Raw genomic sequence first — 20,195 nt, forward strand, 5'->3', positions numbered from 1 at the left:
CCATGGCCGCAGGGCTCGCGGCCGCGCTGACCGCCGCCGCGCCCGTGCCGGCCCTCGCCGCCGACACCCCGGCGGCCGGGCCCGCGGCCAAGGCCGACCCCTCCCCCGGCGACAAGCTCGGCGCCGCCGACGCCCGGCTGCTCGACGAGGCCGAGGCCGACGGGGACAGGACCGTCACGATGATGGTCGCCACCGCGCCCGGCGCCACCGAACAGGTCGCCGCCCAGCTCGACTCGGTCGAGGGCGGCACCGTCGGCCGCACCTACGACAAGCTCGGGTACGTGCGCGCCACCGTGCCGACGGCGAAGGCCGACGCGGCGATCGACCGGGCGGCGAAGCTGTCGTCCGTGCACGGCATCGACCTGCGGCACGAGGTGAAGCTCGACGACCCGACGCCCGCCGCCGACCGCGCGAAGGGCGCCGAGACCGCCGCGGAGCAGGCGAGTTACCCGGCGCCCGGCAAGGACACCCCGGCGAAGAACCCGTACAACCCGTCGTTCGAGACCGGGGCCGTCGACTTCGTGAAGGAGCACCCGAAGGCGGACGGGCGGGGCGTCACCATCGGCATCCTGGACTCCGGCGTGGACCTCGGGCACCCCGCGCTGCAGAAGACCACCACCGGCGAGCGGAAGATCGTCGACTGGGTCACCGCCACCGACCCGGTGATCGACGGCGACGGCACCTGGCGCCGGATGAACACCCCCGCGGCCGGGCCCACGTTCACCTTCGACGGGCGGACCTGGACCGCACCGGAGGGCTCGTACCAGGTCAACTGGTTCCGCGAGTCCGCCTCCACGGGCGGCGACGCGAACGGCGACCTGAACCGGGACGGCGACACCACCGACAAGTGGGGCGTCCTGTACGACGCCAAGTCGGGGACCGTGCGCGTCGATCTGAACGACGACGCGGACTTCACGAACGACGAGGCCATGAAGCCGTACAAGGACGGCTTCCAGGTCGGCTACTTCGGTACGGACAAGCCGGAGACGGACGTCGTCGAGCGGGTGCCGTTCGTGGTCGAGATCCGCAAGGACGTCACGTACAACTCCGCGGGCGCCAAGGCCGATTACGTCAACATCGGCATCATCGAGTCCGAGCACGGCACGCATGTCGCGGGCATCACCGCCGCCAACTCCCTGTTCGGCGGCCGGATGAACGGTGCGGCGCCCGGCGCGAAGCTGGTCTCCTCGCGGGCCTGCACCTGGAGCGGCGGCTGCACCAACGTCGCGCTCACCGAGGGCATGATCGACCTCGTCACCAAGCGCGGCGTCGACATCGTCAACATGTCCATCGGCGGCCTCCCCGCGCTCAACGACGGCAACAACGCCCGGGCCGAGCTGTACAACCGGCTCATCGACACGTACGGCGTGCAGCTCGTCATCTCCGCGGGCAACAGCGGCCCGGGCACGAACACCATCGGCGACCCGTCGCTGGCCGACAAGGTGATCTCCGTCGGCGCCTCCATCTCCCGCGAGACCTGGGCGGCCAACTACGGCTCGGCGGTGGAGCAGCCGTACTCGATGCTGCCGTTCTCCTCCCGCGGCCCGCGCGAGGACGGCGGGTTCACGCCGACGATCGCCGCGCCCGGCGCCTCGATCAACACCACGCAGACCTGGCTGCCCGGCGGCCCGGTCGCCGAGGCGGGCTACCGACTGCCCGCCGGCTACTCGATGCTGCAGGGCACCTCGATGGCCTCGCCGCAGGCCGCGGGCGCCTCGGCGCTGCTGATCTCGGCCGCCAAGCAGCAGGGCGACGAGCTCACCCCGAACGAGCTGCGCACCGCGCTCACCTCCACCGCGCACCACATCCGCGGCTTCCAGCCGCACCAGGAGGGCGCGGGCCTGATCGACGTCGTCGACGCCTGGGACGCCATCGAGGACGGCGCCAAGTCGCACGCGTACGGCGTGAAGGCGCCCGTCGACACGGCCCTGGAGCAGGAGCTGAAGAAGCCCGGCACCGGCATCTACGACCGCGAGGGCGGCCTGAAGACCGGCCAGTCGAAGACGTACGAGGTCACCGTCACCCGCACCAGCGGCCCGGACCGCGCCGTCGCGCACGAGGTCGAACTCGCCCGCAACGACGGCACGTTCCGGCTCGCGAGCCCCGAGTGGGTGTCGCTGCCGCTGAACAAGCCGGTCACCGTGAAGGTCACGGCGAAGCCGCGCAGCGCCGGAGTGCACTCGGCGATCCTGGAGCTGGACGACCCGCGCACCGAGGGCACCGACAAGCAGATCATGTCGACCGTCGTCGTCGCGCACGACCTGAAGAAGCCCGAGTTCACGTACTCGGCGAGCGGCACGGTGCAGCGCAACAGCACCACGTCGTACTTCATCACCGTGCCGGAGGGCGCCAAGTCCCTGGAGGTCGCGCTCGGCGGCCTCGCGAAGGGCAGCCAGACCCGCTTCGTCTCGCTGCACCCGTACGGCGTCCCGGTCGACCCGACCTCCACGGTCAACTGCTACGCCAACTACCCCAACCCGGCCAACACCTGCCGCCCCGACCTGCGTTCGTACGCGGACCCGCAGCCGGGCGTCTGGGAGCTGGAGGTCGAGTCCCGGCGTACGTCGCCGCTGCTCGACAACCCGTACAAGCTGGACGTGTCGGTGCTCGGCGTCGCCTTCGACCCGGCCGTGCAGGTCGTGTCCGAGGCGAAGGTCGGCACGGCCACGCCGGTCGAGTGGCAGGTCACCAACGGGTACGCGGCGGTCGACGGCAAGCTGAAGGGCGGCTCGCTCGGCTCGTCCAAGTCGGCCCGCCCGACGATCGCGCACGGCGCCTCGCAGGAGACCACCGTCGTCGTGCCGGAGGGCGCCGAGAAGCTGGACGTCGTCATCGGCAACCCGGCCGACAAGACCACCGACCTCGACCTGACCGTGCTGAAGGACGGCAAGGTCGTCGGCTCGGCCGCGGACGGCGACTCCGAGGAGGCCGTGCGGATCGCCAAGCCCACGCCCGGCGAGTACACGGTCGTCGTCGACGGCTACTCGGTCCCGTCCGGGTCCACGGCCTACGACTACCTCGACGTGTTCTTCGCCCCGTCGCTCGGCGAGGTGAAGGTCGACGGCTCCGCGCCGCTGAAGCTGGCCAACGGGGCGAGCGCGAAGGTCGGGGCCGAGGTCCTGGTCGCCGGTGCGGCGCCGGAGGGCCGGCAGTTCTTCGGCGAGGTGCAGGTCCTGAACGCCCGCGGCACGGTCGCGGGGGCGGGGTCGGTACGGATCGAGAAGGTCGTTCCGTAACGCGTCGTACGCGCTGAGTGAGGGGCGGGCGCCCGGTCGGGTACCCGCCCCTCGGTGTGTCGTCTTGCACGTCGGACAATGGATTGGACAAGCCGGACCTGGACAGACGCATCATGGATGCCAGACGGCATGTACGGATGACGTCATGTACGGAATTGCGGAGGAATCCCAGTGAAGGTCGGAATCGTCGGAGCCACCGGTCAGGTCGGCACGGTCATGCGCAAGATCCTCGCCGAGCGGAAGTTCCCGATCGACGAACTGCGCCTGTTCGCCTCGGCCCGCAGCGCCGGCACGGTGCTGGACGGTGTGACCGTCGAGGACGCCTCCACCGCGGACTACACCGGCCTGGACATCGTGCTGTTCTCCGCCGGCGGCGCCACGTCCAAGGCCCTCGCCGAGAAGGTCGCCTCCCAGGGCGCCGTAGTCATCGACAACTCCTCGGCCTGGCGCCGCGACCCCGAGGTCCCGCTCGTCGTGTCCGAGGTCAACCCGCACGCGATCAAGGACCGCCCGAAGGGCATCATCGCCAACCCGAACTGCACGACGATGGCCGCGATGCCGGTCCTGAAGCCGCTGCACGCCGAGGCCGGCCTGACCGCGCTCGTCGTCGCCACCTACCAGGCCGTGTCCGGCTCCGGCCTCGCCGGTGTGGACGAGCTGTACTCGCAGGTCGAGAAGGTCGGCGCGGACGCCCCGAAGCTGACCCACGACGGCTCGGCGGTCGAGTTCCCGCAGCCCGACAAGTACGTCGCGCCGATCGCGTACAACGTCCTGCCGATGGCCGGTTCCATCGTGGACGACGGCCTCAACGAGACGGACGAGGAGCAGAAGCTCCGCCACGAGTCCCGCAAGATCCTGGAGATCCCCGAGCTGAAGGTCTCCGGTACCTGCGTCCGCGTCCCCGTCTTCTCCGGCCACTCGCTGCAGGTCAACGCCCGCTTCGAGCGCCCGATCACCCCCGAGCGCGCCACGGAGATCCTCGCGGGCGCGGAGGGCGTGGAGCTGTCCGACGTCCCGACGCCGCTGCAGGCCGCGGGCAAGGACGCCTCGTACGTGGGCCGCATCCGCGGCGACGAGACGGTCGAGAACGGCCTCTCGCTGTTCCTCTCCAACGACAACCTCCGCAAGGGCGCGGCGCTGAACGCGGTCCAGATCGCGGAGCTGGTGGCGGCGGAGCTTCGGGGCTGACCTGGGCTTACGTCGACGGTTCGCGCGGGTCGGCCGCGGCACCGTCGATCGCCTGACGGCTCGTCCTCAAACGCCGGACGGGCTGGTTTTGCCCCGCCGGACAGGCTGGATGCAAGCCCCTGCCGGGCTGGATGTGACCCGGCTGGGACGAGATGTGCCGTACGCCGGGCGGGCTGAGTTTCAGCCCGCCCGGCGTTTGCCGTACGTGGCTGCCGCCGCCAGCGCCGCCAGCGTTCCGCCCAGCCACAGGGCCCCGTCCGCGCCGAACGTGTCCGCCGCGCGGCCTCCCAGGAGGGCGCCCAGGGCGATGGCGATGTTGAAGACGCCCGCGTAGAGCGCGGACACCGACTCCCCGGCGGCGGGCGCGGCGGCCGCCATCCAGTTCTGCGTCGACACGGAGACACCGCCGTACGCGAGCCCCCACAGCAGGAGCAGCCCCGCCGACAGGAGCAGTGAGCCGCCCGCCGCGAGCAGGGCGAGGACGACCGCCGCGAGCAGCGCGGAGATCCACAGGAGGGTGCGGCGCGGGTCGCGCGGGGCGAGGGCGCCGCCGACGAAGTTCCCGGCGATCCCCGCGACCCCGTACGCGAGCAGCAGCCCGCTGACCAGGCCGGCGGCGAGCCCGTCGACCCGCTCCAGGACGGGACGTACATACGTGTACGCGGCGAAGTGGCCGGCGACCAGGAGCAGCACGATCAGCAGCCCGGCCCGTACCGCGGGCAGCCGGGCCGCGCCGAGGACCGTACGCAGTCCGCCCGCGCCGCGCTCGGCGGGAAGCGGCGGCAGCGCGCACGCGAGGAGCAGGCCGACGGCCGCGGCGAGCAGCGCGGCGGCACCGAACGCCCAGCGCCAGCCGAGGAGTTCGCCGAGGAACGTGCCGGCGGGCACCCCGACGACGGACGCGACGGCGATCCCGCTGAACACCACCGCGGTGGCCCGCCCCACCGCCGCCTGAGGCACGAGCCGCGGCGCGATGCCCGCCGCGATCGCCCACACCCCGCCGATGGCCACGCCGACCAGGACCCGTGCGGCGAGCAGCACGGCGAAGTGCGGGGCGAGCGCGGAGACCACACCCGCGGCGGCGAGCAGCGCGAGCAGCGCGACGAGGACGGTGCGCCGGTCGACGGCGCGGGCGGCGGCGGGAAGGAGCGGGGCGGCGAGCGCGGCGACGAAGCCGGGCAGGGTCACGGCGAGCCCGGCCGTGCCCGGGGAGACGCCGAGCCCGGCGGCGAGCGGGGTGAGCAGCCCGACGGGCAGCATCTCGGCGGTGACGACGGTGAAGGTGGCGGCCGCGGCGGCGAGCACGGGGAGCGTCAACGCCCGTGCGGGCCCGGCGAGTTGATGAGCGGTGGACATGCCCTCAGCCAACGCCGTGCGGGCGCCGGGAACAACACCGAAGATCTCACCCTTGAATGAGCGAGGCTCATCGATCGGAGGGACGACGCATGACCGGGGACGGCGGCGGCCTGGAGGCGCGGGAGCTGGAGTGCTTCCTGATCCTGGCCGAGGAGCTGCACTTCGGCCGGGCGGGCGAACGCCTCCGGGTCTCGCAGAGCCGGGTGAGCCAGCTGGTCCGGGCCCTTGAACGCCGGGTCGGGGCACGGCTGTTCACGCGGACGAGCCGCAGCGTCCGGCTCACCCCGCTCGGCGAGCGTTTCCTGACCCGGCTGCGCCCGGCGTACGCGGAGCTGCGCGCGGCCGTCGCGGAGGCGCGGTCGGCGGCGCGGGGCGTGGAGGGCGTGCTGCGGCTCGGATTCCAGGGCACGGCGGACGACCGCCTCATGGCGGCGGTCGCGGCGTTCCGGGAGGCGCATCCGGGGTGCGGGACGGAGATCGTGGAGCTGCCGTTCTCGGACCCGTTCGGGGCGGTGCGGGCCGGGTCGGTGGACGCGGCGGTCGTCCTCCTGCCGGTCGCCGAGCCGGACCTGGTGCTCGGGCCGCGGTTCGCGGAGCAGCGGCAGAACGTCGCGGTCTCCGCCCGCCACCCGCTCGCGTCCCGTACGTCCCTGACGGCCGCCGAGGTGGAGGCGACCCCGCTGGTCGCCCCCGCTCCCCCGGCCCCCGCGTACTGGCGCACCGCCCAGGCCCCCTCCGCCCGCCCCGGCCCGGCCGTCCGCACACTGCAGGAGGGCCTGACCCTGGTGGCCTCCGGCCAGGCCGCGATGCTGCTGTGCGACCCGACGGCCGACTACCACGCCCGCAGGGACGTCACCCACATCCCGACCACGGGCCTCCCGCCGTCGACCCTCGGCCTGATCTGGCACAGGGACGGCGAGACGGAACGGGTACGGGAGTTCGCGCGGGCGGTCGGAGCGACGGCTTGAGTCCGGGGGTCACGGCCTGCGGACCTCGAAGTGGAAGCAGCCGTACTCCACCGCCCGAACGTGCACGAGGGCGACCTCCGGGTCCGTGAACGCCTCCTTCAGGGACGTGTCCAGGTCGGCGTCCGGGGCCGTCGTCAGTTCGAGCAGGCGACCGCCCACGATGCGGCCCTCGGCGTCGTAGCGGCGCAGGGCGCGCAGGGCGCCGGGGCGGGTGAAGGGGTAGCCGTCCCGGGCGGCCGGGCCCGCGCACTCCTCGGCGTGGATGAAGACCGGGCCCTGCTCGTCGTACGCGCCCGGGTCCGCGCCCGTCTCGGCGGCCCAGCGGCGCAGCGGCGCGTACGAGACGAGGGCGACGCGCTCGCCCCGTTCGACCGGGCGCAGGCAGCAGCGCAGCGGGTCGCCGCCGGTCGGCTCGGTGAAGGGGGCGCAGGGGCGGCCCGCGTCGTCACGCTCACGGAGCTCCGCGAGCGCGGCCGGGGGGATGGGGCGGGGCGGGTACGTCGTCGTCATAGGGCCACCGTGCCCGCCCGTCCGCGCAACGGCTGGCGGAATCCGGACGTCACGCTCGCCGCACCGCCCGCCCCACCTCCGCCCGGAGCGAGACGAACTCCGGCGACTCCCGCGTGCCGATCTGGTCGCGCGGGGACGGCAGGTCGACCCGCAGGTCCGCGTGCACGCGGCCGGGGCTGCCCGTGAGGACCACGACGCGGTCGCCCACGTACACGCTCTCGTCGATGTCGTGCGTGACGACCAGGACCGTCGTGCCGGTGCCGGCGCGGACGCGCAGCAGCAGGTCCTCCAGGTCCTCCCGGGTCTGCGCGTCGACCGATCCGAAGGGCTCGTCCATGAGGAGCAGCGCCGGCTCGTACGCCAACGCCCTTGCGATCGCGGCACGTTGCTGCATGCCGCCGCTGAGCTGCCAGGGGTACTTGCGGGCCGCCGCGGACAGCCCCACCTCTTCGAGGGCCGCCTCCGCCGCCGCCCTGCGCTCCGCCCGCGCGAGACCCCGGCGGCGCAGCGGCAGGGCCACGTTGTCGCGGACCGTCAGCCACGGGAAGAGCGAGCGCGTGTAGTCCTGGAAGACCACGGCCAGGCCCGCGGGCACGTCCGAGACCGGCTCGCCGCCCACCGTCACCGTGCCCTCGGTCGGCCGGACGAGCCCCGCCACGCACCGCAGCAGCGTCGACTTGCCGCAGCCGGACGGGCCGACGAGCGAGACCAGTTCGCCGCGGTCCACGGACAGGTCGACCCCGTCCACCGCCCGATGCCCGTCGTCGTACGTGTGCCCAAGCCCCTCGATCTCCAGCACGTGCCCTCCCCGCGGTGTCCGGTACACCCCCAGCATGCCCGCCGGACGTGCAAGGATTGCCGAAAAGTCCATACCGGGACGCAACCCGAGTCCCGGGCGAGACCCACCCGAGTCCCACCCCGAGGAGATGACCGCGTGCCTGGCACCAATCTCACCCGCGAAGAGGCGCAGGAGCGGGCGCGCCTGCTCACCGTGGACGCGTACGAGATCGATCTGGATCTCGCCGGCGCGCAGGAGGGCGGCACGTACCGCTCGGTGACCACGGTGCGGTTCGACAGTGCCGAGGCGGGCGCCGAGACCTTCATCGACCTGGTCGCGCCGACCGTGCACGAGATCACCCTGAACGGCGCCCCGCTCGACCCGGCCACCGCGTTCGCGGACTCCCGCATCGCGCTGCCGGGCCTGCTCGCGGGCCGCAACGAACTGAAGGTCGTCGCCGACTGCGCGTACACCAACACCGGTGAGGGGCTGCACCGGTTCGTGGACCCGGTCGACGACCAGGCCTATCTGTACACGCAGTTCGAGGTGCCGGACGCCCGGCGCGTCTTCGCCAGCTTCGAGCAGCCCGACCTGAAGGCCACCTTCCAGTTCACCGTGAAGGCGCCCGAGGGCTGGACGGTGATCTCCAACTCCCCCACCCCCGAGCCCCGCGACAACGTCTGGGTCTTCGAGCCGACCCCGCGGATCTCCACGTACATCACGGCCCTGATCGTCGGCCCGTACCACGCGGTGCACTCCTCGTACGAGGGCCCGGACGGGCAGAGCGTCCCGCTCGGCATCTACTGCCGGCCCTCGCTCGCCGAGTACCTGGACGCGGACGCGATCTTCGACGTGACCCGGCAGGGCTTCGACTGGTTCCAGGAGAAGTTCGACTACCCGTACCCGTTCGCCAAGTACGACCAGCTGTTCGTGCCGGAGTTCAACGCGGGCGCGATGGAGAACGCGGGCGCGGTCACGATCCGCGACCAGTACGTGTTCCGCTCGAAGGTGACGGACGCGGCGTACGAGGTGCGGGCCGCGACGATCCTGCACGAGCTGGCGCACATGTGGTTCGGCGACCTCGTCACCATGGAGTGGTGGAACGACCTCTGGCTGAACGAGTCGTTCGCGACCTACGCCGAGGCCGCCTGCCAGGCGTACGCCCCCGGCTCGAAGTGGCCGCACTCCTGGACCACGTTCGCCAACTCCATGAAGACCTGGGCGTACCGGCAGGACCAACTGCCGTCCACGCACCCGATCATGGCCGAGATCAACGACCTCGACGACGTCCTCGTCAACTTCGACGGCATCACCTACGCCAAGGGCGCGAGTGTCCTGAAGCAGCTCGTGGCGTACGTCGGCATGGACGAGTTCTTCCGCGGCGTGCAGGCCTACTTCAAGCGGCACGCGTACGGGAACACCCGCCTCACCGACCTGCTCGGCGCCCTGGAGGAGACCAGCGGGCGCGACCTGAAGACCTGGTCGAAGAAGTGGCTGGAAACGGCCGGGATCAACGTGCTCCGGCCGGAGATCGAGACGGACGCGAACGGCGTCATCACCGCGTTCGCCGTCCGCCAGGAGGCCCCCGCGCTGCCCGCCGGCGCGAAGGGCGAGTCGACGCTCCGCCCGCACCGCATCGCGATCGGCCTGTACGAGCTGCAGGGCGGCAAGCTGGTCCGCACCGACCGCGTCGAGCTGGACGTCGACGGCGAACTCACCGCCGTACCGGCCCTCGTGGGCAAGGAGCGGCCCGCGGTGATCCTGCTCAACGACGACGACCTGTCGTACGCGAAGGTCCGGCTCGACGAGGAGTCCCTGAAGGTCGTCACCGAGCACCTCGGGGACTTCACCGAGTCGCTGCCGCGCGCCCTGTCCTGGGCCTCCGCCTGGGACATGACCCGCGACGGCGAGCTGGCCACGCGCGACTACCTGTCGCTCGTCCTGTCCGGCATCGGCAAGGAGTCCGACATCGGCGTCGTGCAGTCCCTGCACCGCCAGGTCAAGCTGGCCCTGGAGCTGTACGCGGCCCCGGACTGGCGCGAGACCGGCCTGGCCCGCTGGACGGACGCGGCCCTCACCCACCTGAAGGCCGCCGAGCCGGGCAGCGACCACCAGCTGGCCTGGGCCCGCGCGTTCGCCGCCGCGGCCCGCACGCCGGAGCAACTCGACCTGCTCGCCGCCCTGTTGGCCGGCACGGAGACGGTCGAGGGTCTGGCCGTCGACACCGAGCTGCGCTGGGCGTTCCTGGAGCGGCTCGCCGCGACCGGCCGCGCGGGCGAGAAGGAGATCGCCGCCGAGTACGAGCGGGACAAGACGGCGGCGGGCGAGCGGCACGCGGCCACCGCGCGTGCGGCCCGGCCGACCCCGGAGGCCAAGGCGGAGGCGTGGGCATCGGTCGTGGAGAGCGACAAGCTGCCGAACGCCGTGCAGGAGGCGGTGATCGCGGGCTTCGTCCAGGTCGACCAGCGTGAACTCCTGGCCCCGTACACGGAGAAGTTCTTCGCTGCCGTGAAGGACGTGTGGGCGTCCCGTTCGCACGAGATGGCGCAGCAGATCGCGGTCGGCCTGTACCCGTCGCTCCAGGTGTCGCAGGCGACGCTCGACACGACGGACGCCTGGCTCGCCGTGGAGGAGCCGAACGCCGCGCTGCGCCGGCTGATCTCGGAGTCCCGCTCGGGTGTCGAGCGGGCCCTGAAGGCGCAGGCCGCGGACGCCGCGGCAGGCTGAACGACCCGTTTCCCGGGCGGCTGTTGACGCCCGGTCAGAGGGCCCGGTTCCGGGGCGTGGCACCCGCCAGAACTCCCGGAACCGGGCCCTTCGCGCATCCGCGTTGTCCCCGTACACGCAAGTTTTGTCCGGGACTTGACCCCTGGTCCTGAGGATTCACTCGAAGGCGTTACGCTACCGACCCGTCTGATGATCTTCGCGTACGTACGGGAGTAACGCAGTGCAGAGGGTTCGCGCGGGGGCATCCCCACGAAGTTCCAAGTCTCCCGTCCCGTTGTGGCTGTTGACCCCGCTGGCGCTCGCCGTCGGCACCACCGTCGCCGCGTTCCTCGTCCCCTCGTCCGCCCTGCTCCCGGTGATCGTCTCCGGCGCCGTCGCCACGCTCGTCGTGGGCGTCGCCTGCGCGGTGGCCGCGCGGCGCGGGCGGCGGATCGACGCGCTGAGCGCCGAGGCGGCCGCCCTGGAGGAGGCGCTGCGGCAGCAGGAGGCCGAGACGGTGCGCGTCGCCGACGTCCTGCTGCCGGACGTAGTGGCCCGGCTGCGCCGCGGCGAGTTCCCCGAGGACGTCCTGGCCTCGCTGTGCGCCCCGGCCACCCACACCAAGGTGCTGCAGTCCGTCATCGACGCGGTGACCGCCGAGGAGGACCTGCGCGACTCGGCGCAGCGCGCCTTCGTGAACATCGCCCGCCGCGTGCAGGCGATCGTGCACCAACAGGCCCAGGAACTGCGGGAGATGGAGGACCGGCACGGCCAGTCCCCGGACGTCTTCGGCGACCTCCTTCGCATCGACCACGGCACCGCCCTGATCGGCCGGCTGGCCGACTCCATCGCCGTGCTCGGCGGCGCCCGGCCCGGCCGCCAGTGGTCCCGGCCGGTGCCGCTGTACTCGGTGATGCGCGGCGCGATGTCGCGGATCATCGACTACCAGCGCGTCGAGCTGCACTCCGTCTCCGACATCGCCGTCGTCGGCACCGCCGTCGAGCCGCTGATCCACGCGCTCGCCGAGCTCCTCGACAACGCCACCCGCTACTCGCCGCCGCAGACCAAGGTCCACCTGACGGCCGTCGACGTGCAGACGGGCATCGCCGTGGAGATCGAGGACGGCGGCGTCTCGATGAGCGAGGAGGCCCGCGCGCGGGCCGAGCGCATGCTGAAGCAGGCGCAGCAGGGCATCGACGTCAACGACCTGGGCGAGAGCCCCCGCCTCGGCCTCGCCGTGGTCGGCCGCCTCTCGCAGGCGTACGGCTTCCAGGTGTCGCTGCGGCCGTCCGCGTACGGCGGTGTCCGCGCGGTCCTGATCGTGCCGCAGGAACTCATCACGACGGTGGCGCAGGCGACGGGCCTCGCCCACGGCATCGGCGCGGCGTCCGGCCCGCGCAAGACGGCGGCGGTGCCGTCGCAGCGGAGCGGGGCGGCGGGCCAGGTCTCGGGAGCGCCGGTCGCACCGGCCCCGGCTCAGGCACAGGCTCAGGCACAGGCACAGGCACAGGCTCAGGCCCCGGCTCAGACCTCGGCTCAGGCTTCGGCTCAGGTCCCGGCCGCGTCCGGCGCCGCGTCCCGTACCGGCCAGCACGCCGTGCCCGTGCCCGCGTCCGCGTCCGCCGAGCGCACGCCCGCAGCATCCCGAACGGAGCGCCCGGTGACCGGTCCCACGAACCTGGTGGACGACGACGTGCCCGTGGTCACCGAACGCACCGCGAACGGCCTGCCGCAGCGGCGCCGTCGGACCCCCGCGGCCCCGGCCCCCGAGCCCCGGCGCCCCGCCGCCGAGGAGGCCTCGGACGGGGTCCAGCCGGGCATGTGGCTGGCCGCGTTCCAGAGCGGCCTGTCCGGCGAGACCAGCGGCGCCGCCCCCGCGGCGACCGGCAACGGCCCCAGGGCCGCACAGGAACTCGACGCCCCTTCGGCGTCGGCTAGCAAGGGGAACGAGCAGTGATTCAGCAGCAGGGACACTCGGGCCAGTCCGCCAACATGGACTGGATGCTCAAGGACCTCGCCGAAGGAGTCCCGCAGACCCGGCAGGTCGTGGTCCTCTCCGCCGACGGCCTGCGGATGGCGCAGTACGGCGCCGACACCGACTCCGCCGACCGGCTCGCCGCCGCGTGCGCGGGACTGCAGAGCCTGGCCGGCGCGGTCGCGGCCGAACTCCCGTACAGCGAGGGCCGGATGCGGCTCGTCGTGATCGAGATGGACGGCGGCTTCTTCTACCTGATGGCGGCCGGGCAGGGCGCGTTCCTCGCCGTGCTCGCCGACGAGGGCGTGGACGCCGGCCTGATGGGCCAGCGCATGCGGGACCTGGTCCTGCGCATCGGCGAGCACCTCAGCAGCCCGCCGCGGCAGGACGTGGCCGCGAGGTGAACTCGGCCGAACCGCACTGGGACGGGGGCGGCCCCGAACGGCTCTATGTGATCACCGGTGGCCGCAGTGGTTCGTCCGTGTCGTCGGCGCTCGACCTGGTCACGCTGATCGTGGCCAAGTCGGCGCCCCGCCCGGGGATGCAGCCCGAGCAGGCGGCGATCGTCCGCATCTGTCAGCGGCCGCTCTCCGTCGCCGAGATCTCCGCGCACCTGAGCCTGCCGGTCAGCGTCGTCACGGTGCTGGTCGGCGATCTCATCGCGGCCGACCTGGTGTTCTCCCGACCGCCCGTACCGCCCGCAAAACTCCCCGACATCGCGTTGATTGAGGCAGTGATCGATGGACTTCAGAAGCTCTGAGAGCCCCGGCTCGGTCGAGGTTGCCGCCGGGCCGCGGAGCGAGGACGTGCTGCCCGAGACGGCCGCCGCGGCGGTCAAGGTCGTCATCGTCGGCGGCTTCGGCGTCGGCAAGACCACCCTGGTCGGCTCGGTCAGCGAGATCAGGCCGCTGACGACCGAGGAGACGATGACGCAGGCCGGCGTCGGCGTCGACGACACGGCGGGCGTGGAACGCAAGTCCACGACGACGGTCGCGATGGACTTCGGCCGCATCAGCATCAACGACGAGCTGGTCCTGTACCTGTTCGGCACCCCCGGCCAGGAGCGGTTCTGGTTCCTGTGGCGCGGCCTGTTCGAGGGCGCCCTCGGCGCGGTCGTCCTGGTCGACACCCGCCGCCTGGAGGTCAGCTTCGACGTCATCGGCCGCCTGGAGGAGCGCTCCGTGCCGTTCGTCGTCGCGGTCAACTCCTTCCCGGACGCGCCGAGTTACCCCATCGAGGAGCTCCGCGGCGCCCTCGACCTGCCGGACTCGGTCCCGATCGTGGAGTGCGACGCCCGCGTGCGGGGCTCCAGCAGGGATGTGCTGATGGCTCTGATGCGGTACCTGCAGTCCCTCGCCGTCGCCACGGAGGCGTCGTGACCCTGACCGAGGCCGCCGGCACGTCGGCCATACCTCGCGTACCGGGCGGGATCCCCCTGGCCGGGCACGCCGTGAAGCTGCTGCGCGACCCCTTCGGCTTCCTCAAGTCCCTTGCCGCGCACGGCGATCTGGTCCGCATCGACCTGGGCCGGATGCCGCTGTACGTGGCGACGACGGCCGAGCTGGTGCACGAGGTGACGGTCGGCCAGGCCCGCAGCTTCGAGAAGGGCCGCTTCTTCGACCGGCTGCGCCCGCTCGCCGGCAACGGCCTCGCCAACGCCAACGGCGAGGTGCACCGGGCGCACCGCCGGCTGATCCAGCCGATGTTCTCCAAGGAGCGCATCGCGCAGTACACGACGGTGATGAGCCGCAACGCGCAGTCCCTCGCCGACTCGTGGACCGACGGCCAGGAGGTGGAACTGGAGCACGAGATGGCCCAGTTCGCCATCGAGACGCTCGCCTCCACCCTGTTCTCCACCGACATCGGCCTGCCCGCGGTGGAGGCGATCCGCACCAACCTGCCGATCGCCCTGCGCAACCTGCTCGTACGGGCGGCCTCGCCGAAGTTCCTGGACCGGGTGCCGATCCGCCCGAACCGGGAGTTCGACACGGCCGCGGCCAACCTGCGCCGGGTCATCGACGAGGTCATCGCCACCGGCCGTGCGACCGGCCACACCGACGCGGGCGACCTGCTCTCGCTGCTGCTCGCCGAGCACGACCTGTCGGACGTGGAGGTGCGGGACGAGCTGAGCACCATTCTGTTCGCCGGCGCGGAGACCACGGCCGCCACGCTCGCCTGGACGTTCCACCACCTCGCCCTGCACCCGGAGTTCGACGCCCAGGTGGTCGCGGAGATCCGCGAGGTCGTCGGCGACCGCCCGGTGACCGTCGAGGACGTGCCGAAGCTGGTCGCGCTGCGCCGCGTCCTGGACGAGGTGATCCGGCTGCACGGCGTGACGATGCTGATGCGCCGGACCACGCAGGAGGTCGAACTCGGCGGCCACCGCCTCCCGGTGGGCGCGGAGGTCGGCTTCAGCCTGTACGCGCTCCACCGCGACCCGCGCTTCTTCCCCGACCCGGACGCCTTCGACCCCGACCGCTGGCTGCCCGAGCGGCAGGCCGAGGCGGGGCTGCAGCGCAACGCGTACATCCCGTTCGGTGCGGGCAACCGGAAGTGCATCGGCGACCAGTTCGCCTGGACGGAGGCGACCATCGCGCTGGCGACGCTGCTCGCGCGCTGGCGTCTGACGCCGTCGTCGGGGCACGCCCCCAAGGAGGTCGTCTCGGCCGTCCCGCACGCCGACCGCATCCCGATGACCGTGCACGCGCGCTGACCTGTCCGTCTTTCGGCGCCGCAGCACCCGTACGCCCTTGCCCTGGAGGCCGTTCCCATGACCACCGCCCCGGAATCCGCCGGTTCCCCCTCGCCGCAGCCGCCGCCCGGCTGCCCCGCGCACGCCGGCGGCGCGGGTCTGCCGCGACGGATCTACGGCCCGGACGCGGAGAGCGGACAGCAGCACCTGTACGAGCAGCTGCGCGCGGAGCACGGCTCGGTCGCACCGGTCCTGGTGCACGGCGACATCCCGGCCTGGCTGGTCCTCGGGCACCGGGAGAACCTGGACGTGATGCGCATGCCGTCCCGGTTCACCTGCGACTCCCGCGTCTGGAACCGCCAACTGGCCGCCGACTCCCCGCTGTTGCCGCTGACCGCCTGGCAGCCGCTGCTCGCCTTCGCGGACGGCGAGGAGCACGCCCGGCTGCGGCGCGCGGTCACGGACAGCCTGGACCTGTTCAACCGGCAGAGCCTGCGCCGCTATGTGACGCGGTACGCCAACCAGCTCGTCGACCGCGTCGCCGGGCAGGGCCGCGCGGACTTGGTCGAGGAGTTCGCGGAGCAGCTGCCGATGATGGTCCTGACCCGTCACTTCGGCATGACCGAGGACTACGGCCCGAAGCTGGTCGAGGCGGTCCGGGACATGACCCGCGGCAGCGCGACCGCGGTGGCGAGCAACCGGTTCGTGGTCGACACGATGAGCGAACTGGTGGCGCGGAAGCGGGAACGCCCGGGCAATGACTTCACCAGTTGGCTGATCGCCCACGAGTCGGGCCTGAGCGACGACGAGATCCGCGAGCACCTGCGCCTCACCCTGGTCGCCGGGTACGAGCCGACGGCGAACCTGATCGCCAACACCCTGCGGATGGTGCTCACCGACGCCCGCTTCCGCGGCAACCTGTCGGGCGGCCAGATGACGCTGCCGGACGCGCTGGAGCAGGTGCTCTGGGACCACCCGCCGATCTCGATGCTGCCCACGCGCTGGGCGATCGGCGACACTCAGCTCGGCGGCCGGTCGATCCGGGCGGGCGACATGCTGCTGCTCGGCCTGGAGGCGGGCAACGTGGACCCGGCGATCCGCCCCGACCTGACGGCGTCGATGCACGGCAACCGCTCGCACCTCGCGTTCAGCGCGGGCCCGCACGGCTGCCCCGGTCAGGACATCGGCCGCGCGATCGCGGACACGGGCGTGGAGACCCTGCTCGGCCGCCTGATCGACATCCGCCTCGACGTGCCCGAGGACGAGCTGCGGGTGGTCTCGGCGTGGATCTCCCGCCGCCTGGAGTCCCTCCCGGTCCGCTTCACCCCCACCCGCCCGACGGCCCCGACGACTCCCCCACCCCCGAAGTCGGTCCCCCTGCCTCCGCTCCGCTAGGGGGTCTTCAGGGGGGCGGGCCCCGTCAGGGGCGCGGGGAACTGCGCGAGCAACCACGACGGATCCGCAGCCGGACAGCGACCCGAAGGCCCCTGATCAGGGGCGCGGGGAACTGCGCAAAACCCACGGCCAACCCGCAGTTGAAGGACGACAGCCCCCCACCCCGTAAAGCTCAAACCAGCTCGAACCACCAGTCCACAGCCGCGATCCCCAACGGCCGCACGCTCGGGTCGACGGGGGTCTCGCGGAACGCGTCCGGGAAGCGGGCCGGGTCGTGGGGGGTGGTGTAGCGGACGGACGTGATGCCCCAGTCCTGCGCACCGCGGATGAAGCTGCCGAGGGAGTCCAGGTACTGCCGCAGCTGCGGGCTCGCGTCGGCGCGCAGCCGCTCGCAGAGCAGCAGGAACAGGTTGGTGGCCCGGTCCCGCTGGGAGATCGCGACGTCGAGGGCCGCCCCGGGCGTGACGCCCTGCTCGCGCTCGATGACCCGCAGGGCGTTGAGCCAGAAGTCGTCCTTCCCGCCCGCTTCCTTGTGGTACGAGAAGATGTCGTTGTCCCAGGTGATGATGAACGACGCCAGCTCGGCCGCGGCCCGCACGCGCCGGTCGTCCCGTTCGTGGGGCTGGAGTTCGTAGCCGTACCCCATCTCCAGGAGCGGCAGGACGACGGAGGTGGCGCCGTCGTAGAGCCGCATCAGGGTGTAGTCGTCGAGGTCGGGGACGGTGCCGGCGGTGCGGTGGGAGGACTCCCAGACGACGGAGAAGAAGTACTCGCGCAACGCGTCCACCCAGCGGGCGGCCTGGCCGGCGGTGCCGTAGCGGTCGACGCGGCGGCGCAGGTCGCGCAGGCCGTCGGCGAGCGGGTCGTCGAGGAGCAGCGGCGACTCGGGGTTCTGGGCGACGCGCAGGAGCCGGGAGAGGTAGCCGGACAACTCGCCGGGCTTGCGGCCGAGTTCGCCTTCCTCGCAGTGCCCGTCGTCGACGCCGAACAGCCAGAGGACGAAGTCGGAGAGGAGTGCGACGACCTCTTCGCGGCCCTCGGGCAGGATGCGCGCGGAGAATCCGCCGATGTCGTGCCGTACGAGTCGGCCGCGGAGCTCGTCGGAGCCTATCCGGAACTTTTCGGCCCAGAGCGCGGTCTGTTGGTCGATGTTCTGGTACCGCGGATGTATCGCTTCGGCGAACGGCGAATAGATGGGCGGAACTTCCAGGTCGGTCCCCACTGAGCACTCACTCTCTTCGCGGGGCATGACCCACGCCCCATGTTGATCAAGGCGCTCCGCATCGTAGCCGCTGATCGAAAGCGGAATATGATCAAGTTGTGAAGAACTGAACGAGTGGGTTGCAGATGGGCCGAGCTACCCCAAGTAAGCCCGTACCAACCGTGATTGACGTCTCCTCAGATCGGGTTTGAGCCCCGCTCGGGCCCGGCGCCGAGCCCAGCTCAGTTCGGGTTCGAGTCCCGTCCCAGCCCCTCCGCCGCCTCCCGCAGCGCCTCCACGACGCGGGCGAGGGCCGGGCTGTCCTCCGCGCCCCGGCGCAGCGCGGCGACCACATGCCGGCGGGGCTGGTCGGGGCCGAGGGTGCACATCGCGACGCCCGCCCGCCGCACCGCGGCCATCCGCGGTACGAGCGCGACGCCCATGCCTGCCTCGACCATCGCCAGGATCGCGGTCCAGCCGGCCGCGCTGTGCGCCTGCTCCGGCACGAACCCGGCCGCCTCGCAGGCCGCGAGGGTGATCTCCGACCAGGGCCCGCTGCCGCCGAAGATCCAGGCCTCCTCGGAGAGTTCGCCGAGCCCGAGTCGGTCGCGGCCCGCCAGCGGGTGCCCGACCGGCAGGGCCACGTCGAGCGGGTCGGCGAGCAGCGGCACCCGCGTGAACTTGGGGTCGCGCGCGGTCGGCGCGTGCGCGGCGAGCGACAGGGCGAGGTCGACCTCCCCGCCGGACAGCAGCTCGTACGCCTCCGCCGCCTCCGCCTCCCGTACCCGCACCTCGATGCCCGGCGCCGCCGCGCGCAGCTGGCGTACGGCGGGGACGACCAGGGCGGGGACCGCGGTGGAGAACGCGCCGACCCGCACCTCCCCGGCTTCGCCGCGCACATACCCGGCCAACTCGGCGTCCGCCCGCTCCAGTTGGGCGAAGACGGCCTCGGCGTGACGCAGCACGAGGTGGGCCGCGTCGGTGAGCCGGACCCGGCGGCCGTGCGCCTCCAGGAGCGGGACGCCCACCTGCTTGGCCAGGTTGGAGAGCTGCTGCGAGACCGCCGAGGGGGTCATGAGCAGGGCCTGCGCGGTGGCCGTGACGGTGCCGCGCTCGCTGAGGGTGCGCAGGATCTGCAGCTTCTTGATGTCCCACTCGGTCATGACCGGCAACCTATCCGGGCCGGTCCCCCGCCCGCCCGCGCCCGGTGCCGCGGTCACTTGGCGCCGCGGGCCGCGCCGAGGACGACGCCGCCCAGGATCAGCGCCATGCACAGCACCTGCATGGGCCCGGTGGGCTCGCCCAGGACCGCGAAGGAGAGCAGGGCGACGCAGACCGGCTGGAGGTAGTAGACGATCCCGGCGCGGGCGGCGCCGATCAGCGAGATCGCCTTGTTCCAGGCGAAGAAGGCGACGGCCGAGGAGACCACGCCGACGTACAGCAGCGGCGAGACGGTCGCGGGCGTCGCCTCGAACCCGCCCTGCAGCACGAGGCTCGCGACGTACACCGGCGACAGCATCAGGGCGCCGAGCACGAACGTGGTGAACAGGAAGGCGAGCCCGTCGATCTCCGCGGGCTTGCGCCGCAGCAGCGCGCTGTACGAGGCGAAGGAGAGCGCGGCGGCGAGCATCCACAGGTCGCCGGCGGCGAAGTCCAGGGCGAGCGAGCCCTTGCTGACGAGGAGCAGCACCCCGGCGCAGGCGATCAGCATGCCGGCGATGCGGCGGGCGCCGAGCCGGGTGCCGCCGAGGCGTTCGTAGAGCGCCATGACGACCGGTGACGCGGCCATGATCATGCCCATGTTCCCGGCGGTGGTGGAGATGCCGGCCTGGTTGACGAGGGTGTTGTAGACGGTCACGCCGAGCAGCGAGGCGAGCAGCAGATAGCGGAGGTGCGCCCGCAGCAGCGCCCGCTGCCGCCAGGTCGCGCGGACGGCGAAGGGCGCGACGGCGGCGAGCGCGATGATCCACCGCCAGAACGCGTGCTGGACCGGCGGTACGGAGTCGGCGAGCGCCCGCGAGGTGACGAAGCTGCCCGACCAGACCAGCGTCGCGAGCCCGGCGAGCAGCAGCCCGAGCGTGGCGGCCTTGCGGGCCCGCCCCGCCCCGCCCGGCTCGGCCGCCTCCGCCTTGCTGTCGTGCACCCGCTCCAGGACTGCCATCCGGTACCCCTTGCCTCTCTGCCCTCGCG

Annotated in this window: 16 protein-coding genes; 10 read left to right on the forward strand and 6 right to left on the reverse strand. The window is 72.6% G+C overall.

All coding sequences use genetic code 11. The features are described from left to right. The first annotated feature begins 2 nt into the window (after window positions 1-2). Both ACIDOF_RS18875 and ACIDOF_RS18880 read left to right on the forward strand, forming a co-directional pair. Entirely contained in the window at window positions 3-3,236 is a 3,234-nt protein-coding gene (locus ACIDOF_RS18875; protein ID WP_409007092.1) for a S8 family serine peptidase, read from the forward strand. A gap of 171 nt (window positions 3,237-3,407) precedes the next feature. Then, window positions 3,408-4,424, forward strand: a complete 1,017-nt coding sequence (locus ACIDOF_RS18880) for an aspartate-semialdehyde dehydrogenase (RefSeq protein ID WP_409007093.1) — start codon at window positions 3,408-3,410, stop codon at window positions 4,422-4,424. 180 nt (window positions 4,425-4,604) lie between these two features. Here the strand turns inward: ACIDOF_RS18880 and ACIDOF_RS18885 are convergent, their stop codons facing one another. Continuing rightward, the gene (locus tag ACIDOF_RS18885) at window positions 4,605-5,780 is read right to left on the reverse strand and encodes an MFS transporter (protein WP_409007094.1); all 1,176 of its coding nucleotides are present in this window, start codon (window positions 5,778-5,780) and stop codon (window positions 4,605-4,607) included. 89 nt (window positions 5,781-5,869) lie between these two features. Between ACIDOF_RS18885 and ACIDOF_RS18890 the strand changes: the two genes are divergently transcribed. Beyond that, window positions 5,870-6,748 (forward strand): LysR family transcriptional regulator, encoded by an 879-nt coding sequence (locus ACIDOF_RS18890; protein ID WP_409007095.1) that lies wholly within the window; start codon window positions 5,870-5,872, stop codon window positions 6,746-6,748. Between the two features lie 9 nt (window positions 6,749-6,757). Here the strand turns inward: ACIDOF_RS18890 and ACIDOF_RS18895 are convergent, their stop codons facing one another. Beyond that, on the reverse strand, window positions 6,758-7,258 hold the full coding sequence (locus ACIDOF_RS18895; protein ID WP_409007096.1) for a DUF1203 domain-containing protein: 501 nt from the start codon (window positions 7,256-7,258) through the stop codon (window positions 6,758-6,760). A gap of 49 nt (window positions 7,259-7,307) precedes the next feature. Beyond that, window positions 7,308-8,057: an ABC transporter ATP-binding protein gene (locus ACIDOF_RS18900; protein ID WP_409007097.1), complete on the reverse strand. Its 750-nt coding sequence runs from the start codon at window positions 8,055-8,057 to the stop codon at window positions 7,308-7,310. Between the two features lie 135 nt (window positions 8,058-8,192). Between ACIDOF_RS18900 and pepN the strand changes: the two genes are divergently transcribed. From pepN to ACIDOF_RS18935, 7 genes are all read left to right on the forward strand, one after another. Further along, entirely contained in the window at window positions 8,193-10,763 is a 2,571-nt protein-coding gene (gene pepN / locus ACIDOF_RS18905; protein WP_409007098.1) for an aminopeptidase N, read from the forward strand. 274 nt (window positions 10,764-11,037) lie between these two features. Continuing rightward, on the forward strand, window positions 11,038-12,699 hold the full coding sequence (locus ACIDOF_RS18910) for an ATP-binding protein (RefSeq protein WP_409007099.1): 1,662 nt from the start codon (window positions 11,038-11,040) through the stop codon (window positions 12,697-12,699). A gap of 35 nt (window positions 12,700-12,734) precedes the next feature. Then, complete coding sequence (locus ACIDOF_RS18915) at window positions 12,735-13,121, forward strand: roadblock/LC7 domain-containing protein (RefSeq protein WP_409007288.1); 387 nt, start codon at window positions 12,735-12,737, stop codon at window positions 13,119-13,121. Continuing rightward, on the forward strand, window positions 13,118-13,477 hold the full coding sequence (locus ACIDOF_RS18920) for a DUF742 domain-containing protein (protein WP_409007100.1): 360 nt from the start codon (window positions 13,118-13,120) through the stop codon (window positions 13,475-13,477). The genes ACIDOF_RS18915 and ACIDOF_RS18920 overlap by 4 nt, the downstream gene beginning before the upstream one ends. Further along, window positions 13,458-14,096, forward strand: coding sequence for a GTP-binding protein (locus tag ACIDOF_RS18925; RefSeq protein ID WP_409007101.1), 639 nt, complete (start codon window positions 13,458-13,460; stop codon window positions 14,094-14,096). Before ACIDOF_RS18920 ends, ACIDOF_RS18925 begins: the two co-directional genes overlap by 20 nt. Then, a complete protein-coding gene (locus tag ACIDOF_RS18930; RefSeq protein WP_409007102.1) occupies window positions 14,093-15,430 on the forward strand; it encodes a cytochrome P450 in 1,338 nt (445 codons plus the stop codon). The genes ACIDOF_RS18925 and ACIDOF_RS18930 overlap by 4 nt, the downstream gene beginning before the upstream one ends. A gap of 57 nt (window positions 15,431-15,487) precedes the next feature. Next, entirely contained in the window at window positions 15,488-16,804 is a 1,317-nt protein-coding gene (locus tag ACIDOF_RS18935; protein WP_409007103.1) for a cytochrome P450, read from the forward strand. A 172-nt stretch (window positions 16,805-16,976) separates the two neighbouring features. Here ACIDOF_RS18935 and ACIDOF_RS18940 read toward each other — a convergent pair whose 3' ends face one another. The 3 genes from ACIDOF_RS18940 to ACIDOF_RS18950 all read right to left on the reverse strand — a co-directional run bounded on the left by ACIDOF_RS18940 (window position 16,977) and on the right by ACIDOF_RS18950 (window position 20,166). Next, complete coding sequence (locus ACIDOF_RS18940) at window positions 16,977-18,026, reverse strand: selina-4(15),7(11)-diene synthase (protein ID WP_409007104.1); 1,050 nt, start codon at window positions 18,024-18,026, stop codon at window positions 16,977-16,979. A 221-nt stretch (window positions 18,027-18,247) separates the two neighbouring features. Next, window positions 18,248-19,168 (reverse strand): LysR family transcriptional regulator, encoded by a 921-nt coding sequence (locus tag ACIDOF_RS18945; protein ID WP_409007105.1) that lies wholly within the window; start codon window positions 19,166-19,168, stop codon window positions 18,248-18,250. Window positions 19,169-19,221: 53 nt separating this feature from the next. After that, window positions 19,222-20,166 carry a DMT family transporter gene (locus ACIDOF_RS18950; protein ID WP_409007106.1) on the reverse strand — a complete coding sequence of 315 codons (945 nt, stop codon included), beginning with the start codon at window positions 20,164-20,166 and terminating at the stop codon, window positions 19,222-19,224. Window positions 20,167-20,195 lie beyond the last annotated feature (29 nt).

The sequence above is a fragment of the Streptomyces sp. Da 82-17 genome (assembly GCF_046098215.1).
Lineage (GTDB): Bacteria > Actinomycetota > Actinomycetes > Streptomycetales > Streptomycetaceae > Streptomyces.

Excerpts from the sequence above, each read along its gene's own strand:
- ACIDOF_RS18950 (WP_409007106.1), bottom strand. The coding sequence starts at position 20,166 with ATGGCAGTCCTGGAGCGGGTGCACGACAGCAAGGCGGAGGCGGCCGAG.
- ACIDOF_RS18890 (WP_409007095.1), top strand. The coding sequence starts at position 5,870 with ATGACCGGGGACGGCGGCGGCCTGGAGGCGCGGGAGCTGGAGTGCTTC.
- ACIDOF_RS18945 (WP_409007105.1), bottom strand. The coding sequence starts at position 19,168 with ATGACCGAGTGGGACATCAAGAAGCTGCAGATCCTGCGCACCCTCAGC.
- ACIDOF_RS18935 (WP_409007103.1), top strand. The coding sequence starts at position 15,488 with ATGACCACCGCCCCGGAATCCGCCGGTTCCCCCTCGCCGCAGCCGCCG.
- ACIDOF_RS18875 (WP_409007092.1), top strand. The coding sequence starts at position 3 with ATGGCCGCAGGGCTCGCGGCCGCGCTGACCGCCGCCGCGCCCGTGCCG.
- ACIDOF_RS18885 (WP_409007094.1), bottom strand. The coding sequence starts at position 5,780 with ATGTCCACCGCTCATCAACTCGCCGGGCCCGCACGGGCGTTGACGCTC.
- ACIDOF_RS18895 (WP_409007096.1), bottom strand. The coding sequence starts at position 7,258 with ATGACGACGACGTACCCGCCCCGCCCCATCCCCCCGGCCGCGCTCGCG.
- ACIDOF_RS18925 (WP_409007101.1), top strand. The coding sequence starts at position 13,458 with ATGGACTTCAGAAGCTCTGAGAGCCCCGGCTCGGTCGAGGTTGCCGCC.
- ACIDOF_RS18915 (WP_409007288.1), top strand. The coding sequence starts at position 12,735 with ATGGACTGGATGCTCAAGGACCTCGCCGAAGGAGTCCCGCAGACCCGG.